Raw genomic sequence first — 18,121 nt, 5'->3', positions numbered from 1 at the left:
CTTTATTTTCCATTAATGAACTTTGGTATAAATGCTCCATGCCATAAAATAGTTTGACATTATACAAAACCGTTAATTAATAAAGACTTTTTCTTATATTTCTTCTTTTCGCACATGCTCAATTACTCTTTCGAGGTACTGAATGGAGCCTTGGATTCTAAAATTCGCATAATCGCTGACAAAATCGGCTAGCACTTGTCCACCTGGTTTTACTAAATGTTGTCTGTCCTTTTTAAACAGGAAGTCCCATTTTGCATGCATTCCGTGTAACTTTTTTTCTAAAATATGAATGATCCTGTCGCGATCAACATGTTTAATATTGGCTAGCCCGATAACCATATCACCGATTGTATTGGCGTTTTCAAGCGATTTATAAATCTTTTTTGGCAAGGCTTCGCGGCCTTTTTCAGTAATTGAAAATACATGCCTATCAGGGCGATTTTCTTCCTTTATAACTTCTTTCGTCTCGATTAGTCCTTGTTTCGCTAATGACTCAAAATGATAATATAACTTACTTTCCGTCAAACCATTGATGGAATCAAGTGACTGTAATTCGGCGATTTGTTTTTTTAAATTATAAGGATAATTATCTCCTTCCATAAGCTTGCTAAGAATGAAAATTTGAATTGCCATTGTTTCAGCTCCTTAGGCAAATATTAGTTCTATTTTATCAAAACTAACGATTTACTTCATCAGAATTTTATTCAGTTATAATTCTTATAACTACTCCTCTACAGTTACAGGTAGTGGTTTATGAAGTACCCAAACAATTAGAACATTAATGACCATTGCTACAAAGCCAACTGTTGTTAATCCTAATACGAACGGAGCCGCACTGACACTACCAAAGATATTGTTAAAGTATGCTTGTACAGAATAATACATTGGTGAAATATGGCTCATCCATTTATAAGGTAAATACATCATATCGCGAGAGATTGTCGCGCCATTAGCGATCGTTTGGATTAATAAAATAGGAATGTTTAAAATCATACCCGCTTCACCAACTAATAATACGAAAATTGCAGTGAAGTTAAAGCTTGCCCAATAATTTAGCGTTTGTTGACCTAATATTTGGAAGAATAGACCAACACCTGATAAATCATTGATAGCAAATGACATAACGGTTGATACTAAACCAGATAATAAACCGATAATAATCGATGTTAATTGCATGTAAATAAATAAACGTGTTTTTGTTGCTTTCCCACGATTCGCTTTAAATGCACCTACTAATTGCATCGCACCAATCATAGCTCCAACATAAATGGCCATTGTTAAGAACATTGGTAGCATATTGTTATGCATGCCATCTGGCACGTCGTTGATTGTTACAATATTTCCCACATAACTATTTTCAATTTGCGCCGCTAATTCAGCTGCTTGCTCTTTCGGCACATGTAAGTTCATTAAAATTCCTTGCGCTGTTTGTTGTGAAAATTGTGCACTTAATTGTGCATTAATTTGCATGACAACTTGTTGCATAGACGATGACACGGCTGTTGCACCAGCTTCATTGATTGAGAAATCAATACTTGATGATACATCGCCTTTTTGTAAATCAGCTGAAAACGTCTCTGGAATATGAACGACTAATGCTAAGTCATTTTTTTCTAACTCTTTTAAAGCTTCTTTATTTGTGATGTCTGTTTCAATATCTTCAAACGGAAGCTGTTCTGTTAAACTATCAGCAATTTGCGCACCATATTCCCCTTTATCATCATTAATAATGGCTATTGGTAATTGATCCATATTGCCCGGTATCGCGGTGTACCCTGGTAAAAAGATACCTAACATACATACCGCGTATAAAATCCCCATAAAAATAGAGCCCTTGGCACCTTTCGTTTTTAAAAACTCTTTAAACTTCATTTAATTTAGTACTCCCCTTCTACAAACCCAATTTTTCTATTTATAATCTAAATGAAATAGTTTAATTTAAGTAGTTTAATTAAACCGTGATTGTAATTCTACAAAAATACGATTTACTTTGCAATGAATAGATATAGCCTAGAAACACTATTTTTTATATTTTGTCTAAAGTGTGAAATGGGAGTTCGTTCATTATTAAAAGTAAGGAAAATCTCATACTAACGACCTTGTAAAGTTACTTGATAAATTATAAATATTTTAAAATATAAAATTGATATCAAAACCTTGATATTTTTACTATAATTAGATGAAAAATTCTAAAAAACAATCGAGATTTAGTAACGTGTACTGTTCATCTCGATTGTTTCCTCTATTTATTCATATTTTTTTAAAACAATTGCCGCATTATGACCGCCAAAGCCAAATGAGTTCGATAACCCTGTTTTGATATTCATACGGCGTGCAACGGAAGGTACATAATCTAAATCACATAATGGGTCGGGCTGCTCTAAGTTGATTGTAGGAGGAATAATGCCTTCCTTTAAGCTCATCGCTAATGCTATTGCTTCAACGCCTCCAGCTGCCCCCAACATATGGCCAAGCATCGATTTATTCGCTGTTACGGGGATTTGATAAGCTTGCGTTCCAAACAACTGCTTAATAGCCATCGTTTCAGAAATATCCCCCACTTTTGTACTTGTAGCATGAGCACTAATGACATCAATTTCTTCAGGTGATAGGTTAGCATTTTTTAAAGCTGCTCTCATGGCAAGGTAGGCACCTTTGCCTTCTGGATGTGTAGCTACGATATGATGTGCGTCTGAACTTGCACCATAGCCAATCACTTCTGCATAAATTTTTGCTCCTCGTTTTAAAGCATGTGATAACGATTCTAAAATGAATATGCCCGCCCCCTCTGACATGACAAAGCCATCTCGACCGTCATCAAATGGACGGCTAGCCAAAGTAGGTTCGTCGTTTCTCGTTGATAATGCTGTCGCATTGCCAAAGCTAGCTATTGATAAATCTGTTATCGCAGCCTCTGTTCCACCTGCAAACATCACATCAACTTCTCCGTAACGAATTAATCGAAAGGCTTCTCCGAGAGCTGTATTGCCAATTGCACAAGCTGAAACAGGAGACATCGATGGGCCCATTGCTTTCCACTTGATGCTAATTTGAGCTGCAGCGGCATTTGAAATCATAGCAGGTACTAGTGTTGGACTAACTCTTCGTGGCCCTTTCTGTCTAAGCGCATCTATATTTTCAATAAAAGTTTCAATTCCGCCTATGCCCGAACCTACATAGACGCCTAATCTTTCATGGTCAATCAACTCGCTGTTCAAATTGGCATCTTGCCACGCTTGTTCGGCTGCAACTAACGCAAATTGTGCAAAACGATCTAACGTTTTTGCTTCTTTCTTTCCTAACAATGCCTCAGCATTGAAGTCTTTAATGATCCCAGCAATTTTAGTTTTTTGATTTGTAACATCAAATGTATCAATCGTTGAAATACCTGATTGTCCATTGATTAAATTGTGCCAAAATGTTTGAATATCGTTCCCTAAAGGAGAAACGACTCCCATACCTGTAATAACAACTCTCTCCATTGTTCATTCCCCCAAATCCATATGATAGTTGTATTTTACATCGTATATATCCTATTACAAGACACTGTTTATCCTGGTATAATAACTACTAGGTAAAAATGATACGGAGAGGTTTTTAACATGAATGATAAAAATAGGCTTGAAGCTTTGTCGACATTTTTAAAATCGAAACGGGCCCAAATAAAGCCTGAGACTATTGGCTTGCCTGCCGGTACGCGCAGAAGAACACCAGGTTTACGTAGAGAAGAAGTTGCTCAATTAGCGGGTGTCAGTACTACTTGGTATACGTGGCTAGAACAAGGAAGGGATATTAAAGTATCTGCAAGTGTCCTCGACTGTATTGCTTCAGCTTTGCAACTTAGTCATGATGAAACGGACTACTTAAACAACCTTGCCTTGGATGTAAAATCAGAAATCACCACTTTAAAAAAGGAACCATCAGAGCTGAGCCCTGCTTTAAAACGAATATTAGCTGAATTAACGTATTGTCCAACAATTATTACCGATCGCCATTGCCATATTGTCGGTTGGAACGCTGCTGCAGCGCATGTTTTTTTAGACTTTGAACAAGTACCGACTAATGAAAGAAATTTAATTCGATTAGTGTTCACAAGAAAAGAATTTAAAGCATTGGCCGTCAATTGGGAACATTTTGCAAAAGGCTTTCTTGCTATTTTCCGTACTTATTATGGCCACTATTTAGGAGACGAATGGTACAACCAATTTATTGAGGAAATGAGCCATTCTCATCAAGAGTTCCAAGATTTATGGCAAGAAAGTCAAGTGAGCAAGGCACCAGAAATGATGATTGAATTTAGACATGCCAAAGCAGGCAAAATGTTGTTTAATTTAACGTCTCTTCAAGTGCAAGGGGATATGGATTTACGATGCAGTATTTATACACCCGTCGAGGAAACAGAGACAGAGGATAAGTTGAAGCGTTTAATGAGGAAAGTTAGCGCTGAAAAATGATGTAGAACTTAATTGTAAAAAAAGCGTTGGAGCCCTTGAGCCCCAACGCTTTTGATTAATACATTTTTAAATATTGGTCGCGTTCCCATTGGTGTACTGTTGTACGGTACATGTCGAACTCGATTTCTTTTGCTTCTTTGAAGTTTGCGTAAATGTGCTCACCTAAAGCTGATTGAGCCACTTTATCTTGCGCAAGTAATGTTAATGCATCGTCAAGAGCTGGTGGTAAATTAGCGATACCGTTTGCTTTGCGCTCTTCTTCAGTCATTACATAGATGTTACGGTTAATTGCCGCTGGTGGTGTTAATTGTTTGCGAATACCTTCTAGACCCGCTTCTAAAATAACAGCCATCGCTAAGTATGGGTTTGCTGATGGGTCCACTGAACGTACTTCTACACGAGTTGATAGACCACGTGCAGATGGGATACGAATAAGTGGTGAACGGTTTTGTGCAGACCATGCAACGTAACATGGTGCTTCATAACCAGGAACTAAACGTTTATAAGAGTTTACTGTTGGGTTTGTTACAGCTGTGAATCCTTGTACGTGTTCAAGAACACCTGCCATAAATTGCATTGCTGTTTCAGAAAGACCTAGTTCAGTCGATTCATCGTAGAATGCATTTTCTTTCCCTTTAAATAAAGATACATTGAAGTGCATACCAGATCCTGCTTCACCAAATAATGGTTTTGGCATGAATGTAGCATGTAGGCCGTGTTTACGCGCAATTGTTTTAACAACTAATTTGAATGTTTGGATGTTATCACATGCTGTAATGGCATCTGCATATTTAAAGTCAATTTCATGTTGACCTGGTGCTACTTCATGGTGAGAAGCTTCGATTTCAAAGCCCATTTCTTCAAGCTCTAAAACGATATCACGACGACAGTTTTCACCTAAGTCTGTAGGTGCTAAGTCGAAATAACCACCGTGGTCGTTTACTTCTAACGTAGGTTCACCTTTTGCATCTAATTTGAATAAGAAGAATTCTGGCTCAGGCCCTAAGTTAAAGCTTGTGAAGCCCATATCTTCCATTTTTTTAAGGATACGTTTTAAGTTATTACGTGGGTCACCAGCGAATGGTTCACCTTTCGCAGTGTATACGTCACAGATGAAACGTGCTACTTTCCCTTTTTCTGAAGTCCAAGGGAACACGACGAAAGAATCTAAATCAGGATATAAATACATATCTGATTCTTCGATACGCACGAAGCCTTCAATTGATGAGCCGTCGAACATCATTTTGTTTTCTAGTGCTTTATCTAGTTGACTAACAGGAATTTCAACGTTTTTAATTGTACCTAGAATATCCGTAAATTGTAAACGTATGAAACTTACATTTTTTTCCTCTATTAAACGCTTGATGTCCTCTTTTGTGTATTTACCCACAGTTTTCCACACTCCTATAAATTGTCTAACATATATCATTACCCTACTCTACTAAAGAGAAACCCTTAATAGAATCGAGATAAATCACCACGACGAATGGATGATTTTTGCATGCGCTGTGCTTGTCGCATTTCTTCGCGCATAATACGACGTAATTCTGTGTCGCTTAAATCAGGTTCATCTGTTGCAACAGGATCTAATTTTTTAGCAAATATTTTTTTAATTTTCGCCATATTCATGCCCTGCTCTAAGTAATCTTTAATTTCAAGAAGTGTATCGACATCATTTAATGAAAACATACGTCGATTTCCTTCTGTTCGGTGTGGCTCTATTAAATGGTGTTCTTCATAATAACGAATTTGGCGTGCCGAAAGCTCGGTTAATTGCATTACGATACTCATCGATAATAACGGCATCGTTCGTCTAATTTCACGACTCATTTAACTCCCCCCCTAATACCCGCTTATCATATAACGAAAATTTTTCACTGTCAACACAGATGTAAGGTTTCCTAACATGGATTTTTAATTTTTTTTTGAATTGATGAAAAATTGTTAAAAACTATACGTTTTACGGCCTTTTTCTTGTTAATGAAAATTGGAAAAGCCCATCACAAAAACTGTGATAGGGCTTTTCATTACGTGCCTATTTTCGTAAACTTTGCACCGCGCTACAAATAGCGAATTTCACATGCTCATATGTTAATCCACCTTGAATAAATGCTGTAAACGGTGGGCGAATTGGGCCATCAGCTGTCAGTTCGATACTTGAGCCTTGAATAAATGTACCCGCTGCCATAATAACATCATCTTCATAGCCTGGCATGTAAGCAGGCTCAGGTGCATAATGCGCATTAATCGGAGAATTTGCTTGAATTTCACGACAGAAAGCAACCATTTGCTCGGCTGTTTGAAACGATACGGATTGAATTAAGTCTGTACGCTCCGCATGATAACTTGGGAATGTCGTCATGCCTATTTCCTCCAACATCGCAGCTGTAAAAATCGCACCTTTTAAGGCTTGACTTACCACATGCGGTGCTAGGAAAAAGCCTTGATAAAAATCGCCTAGCGTATTTAATGTAGCACCCGCCTCTGCTCCAATACCTGGTGATGTCATACGATACGCACATTTTTCGACTAGATCAGCTCGTCCTGCAATATAGCCTCCTATTTTAGCTAAGCCACCACCAGGGTTTTTAATAAGAGAACCTGCCATTAAATCCGCCCCTACTTCTGTAGGTTCCTGTGCCTCCACAAATTCACCATAGCAATTATCAACAAAAATAACGGCATTCGGTGCTAGTTCCCTTACTTTTGTACACATTGCTGCAATTTGCGAAATCGTAAAGGATGGTCGAGTTGCATAGCCCTTGGAACGTTGAATGGCAATCATTTTCGTGTTCGCTGTAATGGCCGCTTCTACTGCTGGCCAATCGATTGCTTCGTTATCAATTAAATCTACATGGCGATAACCGATTTTATAATCCTTTAGAGAACCCGTATCTTTGTCTCCACCATCGACAATTGACTGTAATGTATCATATGGTTGCCCTGAAATATAAAGCAATTCATCACCTGGTCGTAGCACCCCGAATAGACTAAGCGTAATCGCATGTGTACCGGATATAATTTGCGGACGGACAATCGCTGCCTCTGCACCAAAAACTTCCGCATAGACACGCTCAAGATTGTCGCGACCTTCATCATCATAACCGTAGCCATTGGATGGATGTAAATGAAAATCACTTACTTGATGTGTTCGAAAGGCCGCAAGCACCTTTTGTTGATTGAGAAATGCCATATTCTCCACCTTAGTGTGATATGGACGCACCTTTTCTTCAATTTTTTCAGCTAATGTTAGCGTTTCTGCTGTTAAATGGGTTGTAAAAGTCATTGTTTTCGTCTCCGTTTCAAATTGTTCTTTCCTATCTTATCAATTTGTTAGCAACCCTGCAAAAATAGCTATTGTGTCTAGCTGTTAAATGCGCTAAGCTAAGGGGCGGACTTACTACAATTTATTCTCGTTTAAGGAGGGAAAGTGATGGCTTGGGAAGTTTTTAGCATCATTGGAACAATTGCCTTCGCTATTTCCGGAGCAATAATAGCAATGGAAGAAGAATACGATTTATTCGGTGTATATATACTTGGCATTGTAACTGCATTCGGTGGCGGTGCCATTCGTAATTTACTAATTGGGCTACCCGTTACAACTTTGTGGGGGCAAGATATGATGTTTCAAATCGCCATTGCGGCAATTACGATATTTTTTATCTTTCCGCATCATTTGATACAGCATTGGCATCGTTGGGGCAATTTAACTGATGCCATCGGTTTATCGGCTTTTGCGATTCAAGGTGCATTGTATGCTGTCAAACTCAACATGCCGATTAGTGCGGTGATTGTTGCGGCAGTTTTAACTGGATCAGGCGGGGGTATTGTGCGAGATTTACTAGCCGGACGTAAGCCACTCGTGCTACGCGATGAAATCTACGGTGTCTGGGCAGCACTTGCTGGTCTTCTAATCGGATTAGAATTATTACAGGGAGATATTTTCTTATATGTATTATTCGGTGTCATTACGATACTACGCGTACTATCTTATATGAAGAAATGGCGCTTACCATTGCGTAAATTGCATCGAGCTTAAAATAAGCTATATCCTTGATGGCTACGGCGGTGCTTTGCGCTTAGCACAGTCAGCCGCAAACCTTGCATTAGTGAGGGTTGCGGCTTTTATTGTGTGCTGTTGTAAGCAGGAGTCACCGCCTACGCTACCATCAACTCGAGTTATTTTCTATTATTATTTACTAACTAGCGCCATCGTCTCTGCTAATGTAGCCATCTTGCTTACCATCGAACAAGCTGCATCTAAAATAGGAAAGGCTAAAGCTGCACCAGAGCCCTCTCCCAATCGCATATTCATATGTAGCATCGGCTCGACGCCTAGCAGTTGAGCAGCAATTTTTGCACCCGGTTCTTCAGACGCATGAGAAGGTATAATATAGTGTTGGACTTTCGGTTCCAATTCATAGGCAATAAGCGCTGCTACTGTAGAGATAAAACCATCGATCACGACTGGTTTGCGATTGGCAGCAGCCGCAAGAATAATGCCAGCCATTGCCCCTATTTCTAATCCCCCCACTTTGGCCAATATATCAATTGCATCATGACGATTCGGTTTGTTTAATTCAATCGCCTTTTGAATAACAGCTACTTTATGTTCGATACCTCCTGAACCAAGCCCTGCACCAAATCCAGTCACTTCATGAGGATGACAGCCGTGAAGCACAGATAATATCGCCGCACTCGGTGTTGTATTGCCAATCCCCATTTCACCAGTAGCAAGTACATTTGCCCCTTGTTCAATTTCTGCTATCGCAACTTCAATTCCTACTTCAAGCGATTGAATAGCTTCTTCTCTTGTCATCGCTGGTCCTATTGCCATATTATCCGTACCATATTTTATTTTTTTAATGAGCACACCTGCATCATGCGGAATATCTTTTTTTACTCCAACGTCTACCGTTACAACTTTTGCATTTGTTATGTTGGCGATCGCACAAACACCTGTTACCCCTTTAGGAAAATTCAACGTTTGAAGAAACGTAACATCTTGAGGGTTTGATGTTACGCCTTCAGCACAAACACCGTGATCTGCCGCACAGACAATAACCGTTTTATGATCGAGTTTCGGATATCGTTGTCCGGTAATTCCTGCTAGTTGTATGGCTAGTGACTCCAGTTTTCCCAAGCTACTTGGTGGCTTGCTAAGGGCATCAATATATTGTTTAGCGTCTTCCATTATTTGTTTGTCAGCACCTTGAATGCTTTGCAATGTTTGTTGTAGTAATTCCATCCTCATCTCTCCTTTTAATAGCTTTTACATAAAGAATGAAATAAAAAAAGAAAAGCCTGTAGTTTATTTCATCACAAATAAACTACAGACTTTTCCATCGTCTATATCATCCGAAGCGATTAGGCAGGTCTCCTGGCTCAATCTCAACATTTTATAGAACCTTCCCAGACAACGCCAGTGGTATTTTCTATAAAACTCCATTTTACAGTGGCGGGACCGCTAAAGCTTTTCACTTTATTCCCTATTCTCCCTAAGCGGGCACCTAATGCTTTTATGTAATTACTTTCAATTTACGACAAAGTATTTTTAGTGTCAATATTGAAAAAATTTTTTTAAAAAAAACGAGGTATTAAACGACTAACTCGTTCAATACCTCGGTAGACCGACATTATTTAAATTCTAATTCCCCATCATAGGCTAACATGCCGCCTTCAAGGTTTGTAACATCAAAGCCTTGTGCTTCTAAATAGGCACAAGCATTTGCCGAACGTCCGCCAGCTTTACATACAATAATATATGGCTTTGCACTATCTAATTCATTTAAACGTTCAGGTATTGTACCAAGTGCAATATGTTGAGCACCAGGAATCACGCCTTGTGCTACCTCATCATCTTCGCGTACATCAATAATGTATAAATCTTCGTTAGCATCTAAGCGTTCTAATAATTGTGTTGTATCCATCGATTTCATTTGTGTAATCCTCCAATATATCAATTTCCTATTCCATTATAGCGTGTACGAAAAAAAACAGCTAGTGATGTAACACCGCTGTGACTTCGGAATCGCTGGTAGAACCTCATGAATCGCTGATGAAACCTTGCGAATCGCTGATAGAATCTCATGAATCGCTGGTGAGACCTTGCGAATCGCTGGTAGAACCTCATGAATCGCTGGTGAGACCTTGCGAATCGCCACGTAATCCTCGCCAATCGCCATGTAATCCTTGCCAATCGCCACGTAATCCTCACTAATCGCCACGTAATCCTTGCCAATCGCCATGAGACCTCACTAATCGCCACGAAAATCGCGGGCCATGCTCAAAAAAAGCAAAAAAAATACAAAAGGCATGGAGATTGAACTTCTTTCTGCCTTTTGTCAATATGTCGTTCTTATTGCTTATGTTCTCTATACTTCTGTCTCTAAAAATTCAACTTGCTTAGCTGGAACGAATGTAGAAATTGCGTGTTTGTAAATGAGATGCTGTTTACTTTCAGCATCTACTAATAATACTGTAAAGTTGTCATAAGATTTCACAGTTCCTTTTAACTGGAACCCGTTTAACAGAAACACAGTTACAAAAACACTGTTTTTACGTAGATGGTTCAAAAACGTATCTTGCAAATTAATTGATTTCATAGAATGCGCCTCCTCTACTCTCTTTCTACCTCTTCATTCCTATAGTAGCATGATATCCCAATTTATCAATTAGTAATTTTTAGAAAATATTAAAGTTTTTAGTCTTTTCCGACAAAATAGATGTCCATCTTATTGCGGAAATAAGTAAGCTGTCTTTTTGCGTAACGACGAGAATTTTGTTTTAAATTTTCAATTGCCTCTTCCAACGAACAATGACCATCTAAGTAATCATATAATTCCTTATAGCCGATTGCTTGTATCGACTGCACACCTCGAATATTTTGCTGCCATAATCCTTTTACTTCTTGTAACAGCCCTTTGTCCATCATCAAGTCCACCCGACGATTTATGCGATCATAAAGCTCTTCACGGGACATATTTTCACCAAGACCTATAATGACGTGGCGATATAGTGGAATTTCTCCACGATTATGTGCCGCTGAAGCCTTTGAAACACCGCTTAATTCAATCATTTCTAACGCTCGAATGACACGTCTTGTATTGTTAGGGTGAATTGTTTGTGCCGTTTTTGGATCAAGCGCAGTTAGCTTTGCATGCATCGCTTCTGGACCTAGTTTTTCGAGTTCCTCATAATAAGCCTTACGTGCTTCCTCATCTACTTGCTCTTCTGTAAATTGAAAATCGTAGAGCACCGCTTGTACATATAACCCAGAGCCCCCTACAATAATAGGCAGCTTTCCACGTTCTTGTATTTCACTAATTTTAGCACGCACCAATTTTTGATAGTCTGCTACTGAAAAAGATTCGGTGGGCTCTTTGAAGCTTAATAAATGATGTGGGACGCCTTGCATTTCTTCCTCGGTAATTTTTGCTGTGCCAATATCTAAGCCTTTATAAATTTGCATGGAATCGCCATTAATGATTTCACCATTATACTTTTTGGCTAGCTCAATGCTCAGTGCTGTTTTACCTGAAGCTGTTGGTCCAACGATTGCTACAACTTCAGCTTGCTGTATTTTACTTTGTATCATATTTTTCTAACCACCGTAATAAAACTTGATGAACCGCCTGTTGATTGTCTTCATTTAAAATTTCATGTCGCCTATCTTCAAATAAATACACTGTGACATCCTGTATACCTGCTGCTGCAAACTGTTCAGCTACTTTGTAGACACCTTGACCCGCGTCACCAACAGGATCCTTACTACCACTAATCAAAAGGATCGGTAAGTTTTTCTTTATTTTTTCAATTTCTTTTTTTCGGTTTAATTCCTTAAAGCCTGCTGTTAAATCAACGAAAAATTGATTAGTTGGGATAAAGCCACAATAAGGATCATCCATATATTTTTGCACTTCATGCTCGACAGAACATAACCAATCATACGCTGTTTTCGGATTTGCAAACTGTTTATTGAAGCTTCCAAAACTCAATTTATTTAATAACGCACTCTCTGTTTCTTTACCTCGTTGTTTTGCTAATGCTTGTGCAACATAATGCCCAACCATATGCAAGGGGGAGACACTTCCTGTTCCACAAAGAATAACGTTATCGACATGCTGGCCGTATAGCTGAATATACCTTCTAGCAATAAAAGATCCCATACTATGGCCGAATACGATTAAAGGCACATCTGCAAATGGGGCATGCATTGTCACAATCACTTCACGGACATCTTCTACAACACGATCAAAGCCGTTTGCTTCAGCAAAAAAGCCTAATGTGCCGTTGTAAGCAGCCGTTTCGCCATGGCCGCGGTGATCGTGCATCGTCACTGCGTAGCCTGCATCACAAAGTATTTGTGCAAATTTGCTATACCGGCCACTATGCTCTGCCATGCCATGTAAAATATGAATATGACCTCTACATGGCATAGTCGGTGTCAAGGTGCGCGTAAAGACAAAATGCCCATCCGACATTTTTATATAACGCTCCATAGACTACACCTCCACATTTGCAAAACTTGTCGCATCGATAATTGCCTGTTCTAGCTGGGCAATATAAGCGTTTCGCTGAGACTCTGAATAGTGGAAACGCTGCTGCATTACTTGAATTACTTGCTGTTTATATTGTTGCACCGCATCAATATCAAAGTATAGCAAGCCCGTACGACGAATAAAGAAATCACAAGGTGTATAGACCATTTCAGCTTCTATACCATAAAGTAGCATCGCATGTAAGACAAGTGGCATTGTACTGCCATGTTCGTGCAAATACTTTACTTGATTAAATAATGCATCAACATTGGTACCATATTTTTGTACTAGATGCTTTGCTTCATCATAATTCAAGCCATATTGAACACCTTCTCTTGCTTTATAGGCTGTATAGTCAGGGAAATTAATGGCATTGATACCTTTTGCACCCGAAAGCGATAGCTCGCGTGTCATACATGGACCTGCATGTTTAAATTTATGGGTTTTAACAATTTTATCGACAATGGTTTCGGCCATTTGACGGTAGCCAGTTAGCTTACCACCTGCAATCGTCATTAAACCACTTGGTGCTGTCCAAATTTCATCTTTACGTGAAATTTCAGAAGGGTCTTTGCCTTTCTCAAAAATAAGTGGACGTACACCTGCCCAAGAAGACTCAATGGTTTCTCTCGTAATTTCTGCTGTCGGAAAGACGTTTTTTGCCGCTTCAATTAAATAATCGACATCTTGCTGTGTTGCGGTAGGGTGAACAGGACTTCCTTCATACTCTGTATCCGTTGTCCCTATATACGTTTTGCCGTCACGTGGTATAGCAAAAGCCATTCGACCATCAGGAATATCGAAATAGACTGCTTGTTGCAACGGAAAATGCTTTTGATCAAGGACAATATGGATACCTTTTGTCAGTCGTAATTGTTTTTTGTCCGTATTTTTATCTTTTTGACGAACTTCATCTACCCAAGGACCGGTAGCATTAACAATTTGCGCCGCATGCACTTCCACTAGTTTTCCCGTTACATGATCTTTTACTTTTGCCCCAACGAGCTTTTTCTTGTTATATAAAAACCCTGTCATTTCTGTATAGTTTACACAAAGTGCTCCGTATTCAACCGCTTTTTTTAGCACTTCAATAGTTAATCGTGCATCATCTGTACGATATTCCACGTAATAGCCGCCACCAACAAGGTCATCGCGCTTTAAAAGTGGCTCTAGCGCGGCTGTTTCTTGGGCACTCAGCATCGTGCGACGTTCATGTTTTTTCACACCTGCTAAGCGGTCATAAACTTTCAATGCTACTGACGTAGTAAACGTTCCAAGTGAACCATTTTTATATAATGGTAACAGCATCTTTTCAGGTGTCGTTACATGAACTGCATTGTCATAAACGATTTCTCGTTCACGCCCTACTTCTGCCACTACCCCCACATCAAATTGCTTTAAATAACGAAGGCCCCCATGAATCAGCTTCGTTGAACGACTAGAGGTCCCAGCCGCAAAGTCCTGCATCTCAATCAGCGCAACTGATAGTCCCCTTGATGCCGCATCAAGTGCCACGCCAGCACCCGTAATACCACCTCCAATTACTAATACATCAAAGCTATATTGCTCTAAATAATCCATAATTTTTGGACGATGCTCAAATGAAAACATACTTTCTCCCCCATTAGCTATGATTTGAATAAACGTGTTGCTGCTACAGCACGCTGCCAGCCTGCGTATAACATCTCACTTTGCTCTGTCGTCATGTTCGGTTGATAGCTTTGGCCATTTATCCTTAATGCAGTTAACGCCTCTTGATGTGGCCAAAAGTTCGTTGCTAGCCCCGCTAAATAGGCTGCCCCGAGTGCAGTCGATTCATTAAGCTTTGCTAGCTCTACTTGTAACTGCAACATATCACTTTGGAATTGCATTAATAGCGCATTACTTACTGCTCCACCATCTACCCGCAATACTTCAATTGGTGTGCCAGCCGCTTCCTCCATTGCATCCAGTACATCTTTCGTCTGATATGCTAACGATTCGAGTGTTGCGCGAATAAAATGTTCTTTTGAAGTGCCTCGTGTTAAGCCAAAAATAGCACCGCGTGCATCGGTATCCCAATACGGTGTTCCTAAGCCAACAAAAGCAGGGACAACGTAAACACCATCTGTATCGGCTACTTTCGACGCATAATTTTCAGATTCTTGCGCTGTACGTATCATGCGCAGTCCATCACGTAACCACTGTATGGCAGAACCCGCCACAAAAACACTGCCTTCTAACGCATATGTCACTGTGCCATTAATGCCCCATGCAATGGTAGTCAGCAAGCCATTTTCACTATGCACTGCTTGCTCTCCCGTATTTAACAGCATGAAACAACCTGTGCCGTACGTATTTTTTGCCATGCCTTTCGTAAAGCATGTTTGCCCAAAAAGTGCAGCTTGCTGATCACCGGCAATACCGGCAATTGGAATGGCTTCACCGAAAAATATACTCGGTGCAGTAGTCGTATATATTTCTGATGAATTTCTTACTTCTGGTAGCATCGACATCGGAACTTGAAATAGTTCACAAAGATCTGCGTCCCATTGTAGCTCATGAATATTATAAAGTAATGTCCGGGCAGCATTTGAATAATCGGTAATATGCGCCTGTCCTTTTGATAATCGCCAAACAATCCAAGAATCAATCGTGCCGAATAGCAAATCACCATTTTCCGCCTTCGCTCTTGCGCCCTCGACATTGTCTAAAATCCATTTAATTTTCGATGCTGAGAAATAGGCATCTAGACGCAATCCTGTTTTTTGCTGCACTAATTTTTCATGCCCTTGTTCTTTCAATGCTGACACAATGTCCTGTGTTTGCCTTGATTGCCAAACAATCGCATTGTAAATAGGCTGACCCGTATGCTTATCCCAAACGACCGTCGTTTCCCGCTGATTGGTAATGCCTATTGCATGAACCTCGCTTGCTTCATGCCCACTTTCTGTTAACACAGCTGCAATAACCGCGAGCACAGAGCCCCAAATCTCATTAGCATTATGCTCTACCCAGCCGGCCTGCGGAAAATATTGTTGAAATTCCTTTTGTGCCACATGGACAATTTCACCTTGATGATCAAATAAAATCGCTCTTGAACTTGTCGTCCCTTGATCGATTGCTAAAATAAATTGACCCATTCATTCTCCCCCTTAGGTTTGCACACCACAATCGACTTTGCGGTAGATTTTTTTCATTTTACTGTGACCGCCGTGCGCCGTTATCATCACATTACCCGTTTGAACATTTTTTCTACCTCATAGGTTGTAAAATGAATGAGGACTGGTCGTCCATGCGGACAAGTAAATGGATTATCTGCTTCGCGTAAATCATCTAACAATGCAACCATTTGTTCTTTCGTTAAATAATGATTGGCTTTGATAGACTTTTTACAGCTCATCATAATGGCAGCTGCCTCACGCATTTTTTTGACATCGGCCGTTTTCGTCGTCAATACTTGCTCGATTAAATCCTCGATAATGTCCTGTTCCTCACCATTTGGAAACCAACTAGGATGCTCTCGAATAACAAAAGATGACTGTCCAAAATCCTCTAAAAATACACCAACTGCCTCTAACTGCTGTCTATTTTCTCGCAGTATGAGTGCCTCATCTGCTGCATAATGGAAGGTCAACGGTAACAAAAGTGCCTGACGTTCATTCGGATCGACTTGTCCAACTTTTTCACGGAAAAATTCGTATTTAATGCGCTCCTGTGCCGCATGTTGGTCGATCAAATAAAAACCATCCTCCATTTGCGCAACAATATAAGTCCCATGTATTTGCCCAACTACTTCAAGTGCAGGAAATGGCTCTTTTTTCGTTTCCTCTTGCTCTTGTTCTATAGAAGGCTGATGTGAAGGCTGCTCCTGAAGAATTTCCTGGTGCTCGATTGGTAACGGGATTTCTACCTGATTTGCGATGCTTGGTTGTGGTGATTGCCAACTTTCTTCTGTATAAGTAGCTGTCAATGCAGGTTGCTCAGTCGATAAAATGCTAGGTGATTCCTGTACTGTTTGCGCATCATAAAGCTTTTCAACGATGGCATTCATTTTTTCTACATCAAGCTTCGGTGCAGGCTTCCATATATTTAGCTGTTCCGTTGCAGGTTTTAGTATTTTTTCCTTCTTCTCCATTAGTGGTACACGCACAACATCACGGATTTTACTTCGAATCGTTTCTTCAATCAATTTTAGTAGCTCTGGCTCTTTACTTAAACGTATTTGGTGTTTGGCAGGATGCACATTGACGTCAGTTAAATAAGGATCTCCTTCGATAAAGAGCGCGACAATTGGAAAGCGTTCAATCGGTAAATACGTATGGTATGCATCGATAATAGCCTTTTGCACCAAATAATGCTTGACCCAACGTCCATTCACAAACAACGACATATAATTTTTAGAAGCACGTGTTACTTCTGGTAAAGATACAAAGCCCGACACTTTGTAGTCGTGTGACTCCCCTTGAAAAGGCACCATTTTTTTCGCATTATGCATGCCATAAATAGCGGCAAGCACTTGTTGCACATCGCCTCGTCCATTCGTCTGTAATAACTGCTGACCGTTATGTAACAATCGAAAGGCAATTTGTGGGTTACCGAGCGCTAGACGATTCATTAGGTCTATCGTGTGTCCAAGCTCGGTTTGGATTGTTTTCATATATTTTAAACGAGCAGGCGTATTGAAAAATAGCTGTGCTACTGTAATATCTGTTCCTTTACGCAGTGGGCCGGGCTTTTGCATTGTCACATGGCCACCTTCCAGCTCGACATGTGTACCTGATTCGCCAGTGGATGTAATCATCGTCATTTTGGATACGGAGGCGATGGAAGCTAATGCCTCACCACGAAATCCTAACGTACGAATACGAAATAAATCATGCTCTTGATGAATTTTACTTGTAGCATGGCGTGAGAAGGAAATTAATGCGTCTTCCTCATCCATGCCACTGCCATTATCAATTACTTGGATGGATGTGAGCCCTGCTTCTAGTAAAAAGACATCGATAGACGTACTGCCAGCATCGATTGCATTTTCAACTAACTCTTTGACAACAGATGCCGGTCGTTCTACTACTTCCCCCGCTGCAATTCTATTGGATAGCCACGCGTCCATAATTTGAATTTTCCCCATGACGCATCACTCCT

Annotated in this window: 17 protein-coding genes and 1 riboswitch; of the genes, 2 read left to right on the top strand and 15 right to left on the bottom strand. The window is 39.9% G+C overall.

From position 1 onward, the window contains the following. Window positions 1–93: 93 nt before the first annotated feature. The 3 genes from ACKVEV_RS00715 to fabF form a co-directional block, all read right to left on the bottom strand. Window positions 94–633, bottom strand: coding sequence for a PadR family transcriptional regulator (locus tag ACKVEV_RS00715; protein ID WP_409368459.1), 540 nt, complete (start codon window positions 631–633; stop codon window positions 94–96). Between the two features lie 90 nt (window positions 634–723). Beyond that, window positions 724–1,872, bottom strand: coding sequence for a YhgE/Pip domain-containing protein (locus ACKVEV_RS00710; RefSeq protein WP_409368458.1), 1,149 nt, complete (start codon window positions 1,870–1,872; stop codon window positions 724–726). Between the two features lie 374 nt (window positions 1,873–2,246). Beyond that, window positions 2,247–3,482 (bottom strand): beta-ketoacyl-ACP synthase II, encoded by a 1,236-nt coding sequence (gene fabF / locus ACKVEV_RS00705; protein ID WP_409368457.1) that lies wholly within the window; start codon window positions 3,480–3,482, stop codon window positions 2,247–2,249. A 120-nt stretch (window positions 3,483–3,602) separates the two neighbouring features. Between fabF and ACKVEV_RS00700 the strand changes: the two genes are divergently transcribed. Then, window positions 3,603–4,454, top strand: a complete 852-nt coding sequence (locus tag ACKVEV_RS00700; protein WP_409368456.1) for a helix-turn-helix transcriptional regulator — start codon at window positions 3,603–3,605, stop codon at window positions 4,452–4,454. Window positions 4,455–4,509: 55 nt separating this feature from the next. Here ACKVEV_RS00700 and glnA read toward each other — a convergent pair whose 3' ends face one another. From glnA to ACKVEV_RS00685, 3 genes are all read right to left on the bottom strand, one after another. Then, a complete protein-coding gene (gene glnA, locus ACKVEV_RS00695) occupies window positions 4,510–5,844 on the bottom strand; it encodes a type I glutamate--ammonia ligase (protein WP_409368454.1) in 1,335 nt (444 codons plus the stop codon). A 65-nt stretch (window positions 5,845–5,909) separates the two neighbouring features. Further along, window positions 5,910–6,284: a MerR family transcriptional regulator gene (locus tag ACKVEV_RS00690; protein WP_409368453.1), complete on the bottom strand. Its 375-nt coding sequence runs from the start codon at window positions 6,282–6,284 to the stop codon at window positions 5,910–5,912. Between the two features lie 205 nt (window positions 6,285–6,489). After that, the gene (locus ACKVEV_RS00685) at window positions 6,490–7,740 is read right to left on the bottom strand and encodes an aminotransferase class I/II-fold pyridoxal phosphate-dependent enzyme (RefSeq protein WP_409368452.1); all 1,251 of its coding nucleotides are present in this window, start codon (window positions 7,738–7,740) and stop codon (window positions 6,490–6,492) included. A 147-nt stretch (window positions 7,741–7,887) separates the two neighbouring features. Between ACKVEV_RS00685 and ACKVEV_RS00680 the strand changes: the two genes are divergently transcribed. Continuing rightward, the gene (locus tag ACKVEV_RS00680; protein WP_402924601.1) at window positions 7,888–8,493 is read left to right on the top strand and encodes a trimeric intracellular cation channel family protein; all 606 of its coding nucleotides are present in this window, start codon (window positions 7,888–7,890) and stop codon (window positions 8,491–8,493) included. 153 nt (window positions 8,494–8,646) lie between these two features. Here ACKVEV_RS00680 and cobT read toward each other — a convergent pair whose 3' ends face one another. The 9 genes from cobT to mutL all read right to left on the bottom strand — a co-directional run bounded on the left by cobT (window position 8,647) and on the right by mutL (window position 18,107). After that, window positions 8,647–9,702 (bottom strand): nicotinate-nucleotide--dimethylbenzimidazole phosphoribosyltransferase, encoded by a 1,056-nt coding sequence (gene cobT, locus ACKVEV_RS00675; protein ID WP_409368451.1) that lies wholly within the window; start codon window positions 9,700–9,702, stop codon window positions 8,647–8,649. Window positions 9,703–9,806: 104 nt separating this feature from the next. Beyond that, a riboswitch (cobalamin riboswitch) is annotated at window positions 9,807–9,983 on the bottom strand. 107 nt (window positions 9,984–10,090) lie between these two features. Continuing rightward, window positions 10,091–10,393: a rhodanese-like domain-containing protein gene (locus ACKVEV_RS00670; protein WP_409368450.1), complete on the bottom strand. Its 303-nt coding sequence runs from the start codon at window positions 10,391–10,393 to the stop codon at window positions 10,091–10,093. Window positions 10,394–10,429: 36 nt separating this feature from the next. Beyond that, window positions 10,430–10,702, bottom strand: coding sequence for a hypothetical protein (locus ACKVEV_RS00665; protein ID WP_409368449.1), 273 nt, complete (start codon window positions 10,700–10,702; stop codon window positions 10,430–10,432). 126 nt (window positions 10,703–10,828) lie between these two features. Continuing rightward, entirely contained in the window at window positions 10,829–11,059 is a 231-nt protein-coding gene (hfq, locus tag ACKVEV_RS00660; protein WP_402924608.1) for an RNA chaperone Hfq, read from the bottom strand. Between the two features lie 98 nt (window positions 11,060–11,157). Continuing rightward, the gene (gene miaA / locus ACKVEV_RS00655) at window positions 11,158–12,051 is read right to left on the bottom strand and encodes a tRNA (adenosine(37)-N6)-dimethylallyltransferase MiaA (RefSeq protein WP_409368448.1); all 894 of its coding nucleotides are present in this window, start codon (window positions 12,049–12,051) and stop codon (window positions 11,158–11,160) included. Continuing rightward, on the bottom strand, window positions 12,038–12,955 hold the full coding sequence (locus ACKVEV_RS00650; RefSeq protein WP_409368447.1) for an alpha/beta fold hydrolase: 918 nt from the start codon (window positions 12,953–12,955) through the stop codon (window positions 12,038–12,040). The genes miaA and ACKVEV_RS00650 overlap by 14 nt, the downstream gene beginning before the upstream one ends. 3 nt (window positions 12,956–12,958) lie before the next feature. Beyond that, a complete protein-coding gene (locus ACKVEV_RS00645; protein ID WP_409368446.1) occupies window positions 12,959–14,605 on the bottom strand; it encodes an FAD-dependent oxidoreductase in 1,647 nt (548 codons plus the stop codon). 17 nt (window positions 14,606–14,622) lie between these two features. Next, window positions 14,623–16,116 carry a glycerol kinase GlpK gene (gene glpK / locus ACKVEV_RS00640; RefSeq protein WP_409368445.1) on the bottom strand — a complete coding sequence of 498 codons (1,494 nt, stop codon included), beginning with the start codon at window positions 16,114–16,116 and terminating at the stop codon, window positions 14,623–14,625. An 86-nt stretch (window positions 16,117–16,202) separates the two neighbouring features. After that, window positions 16,203–18,107 carry a DNA mismatch repair endonuclease MutL gene (mutL, locus tag ACKVEV_RS00635; protein ID WP_409368444.1) on the bottom strand — a complete coding sequence of 635 codons (1,905 nt, stop codon included), beginning with the start codon at window positions 18,105–18,107 and terminating at the stop codon, window positions 16,203–16,205. Between the last annotated feature and the right edge of the window lie 14 nt (window positions 18,108–18,121).

This window comes from Lysinibacillus sp. 38-6 (genome assembly GCF_046245175.1).
Taxonomy (GTDB): Bacteria; Bacillota; Bacilli; order Bacillales_A; family Planococcaceae; genus Lysinibacillus.
The sequence above is the reverse complement of the archived record's forward strand: the minus strand, read 5'-3'. Positions and strand labels throughout refer to the sequence as shown.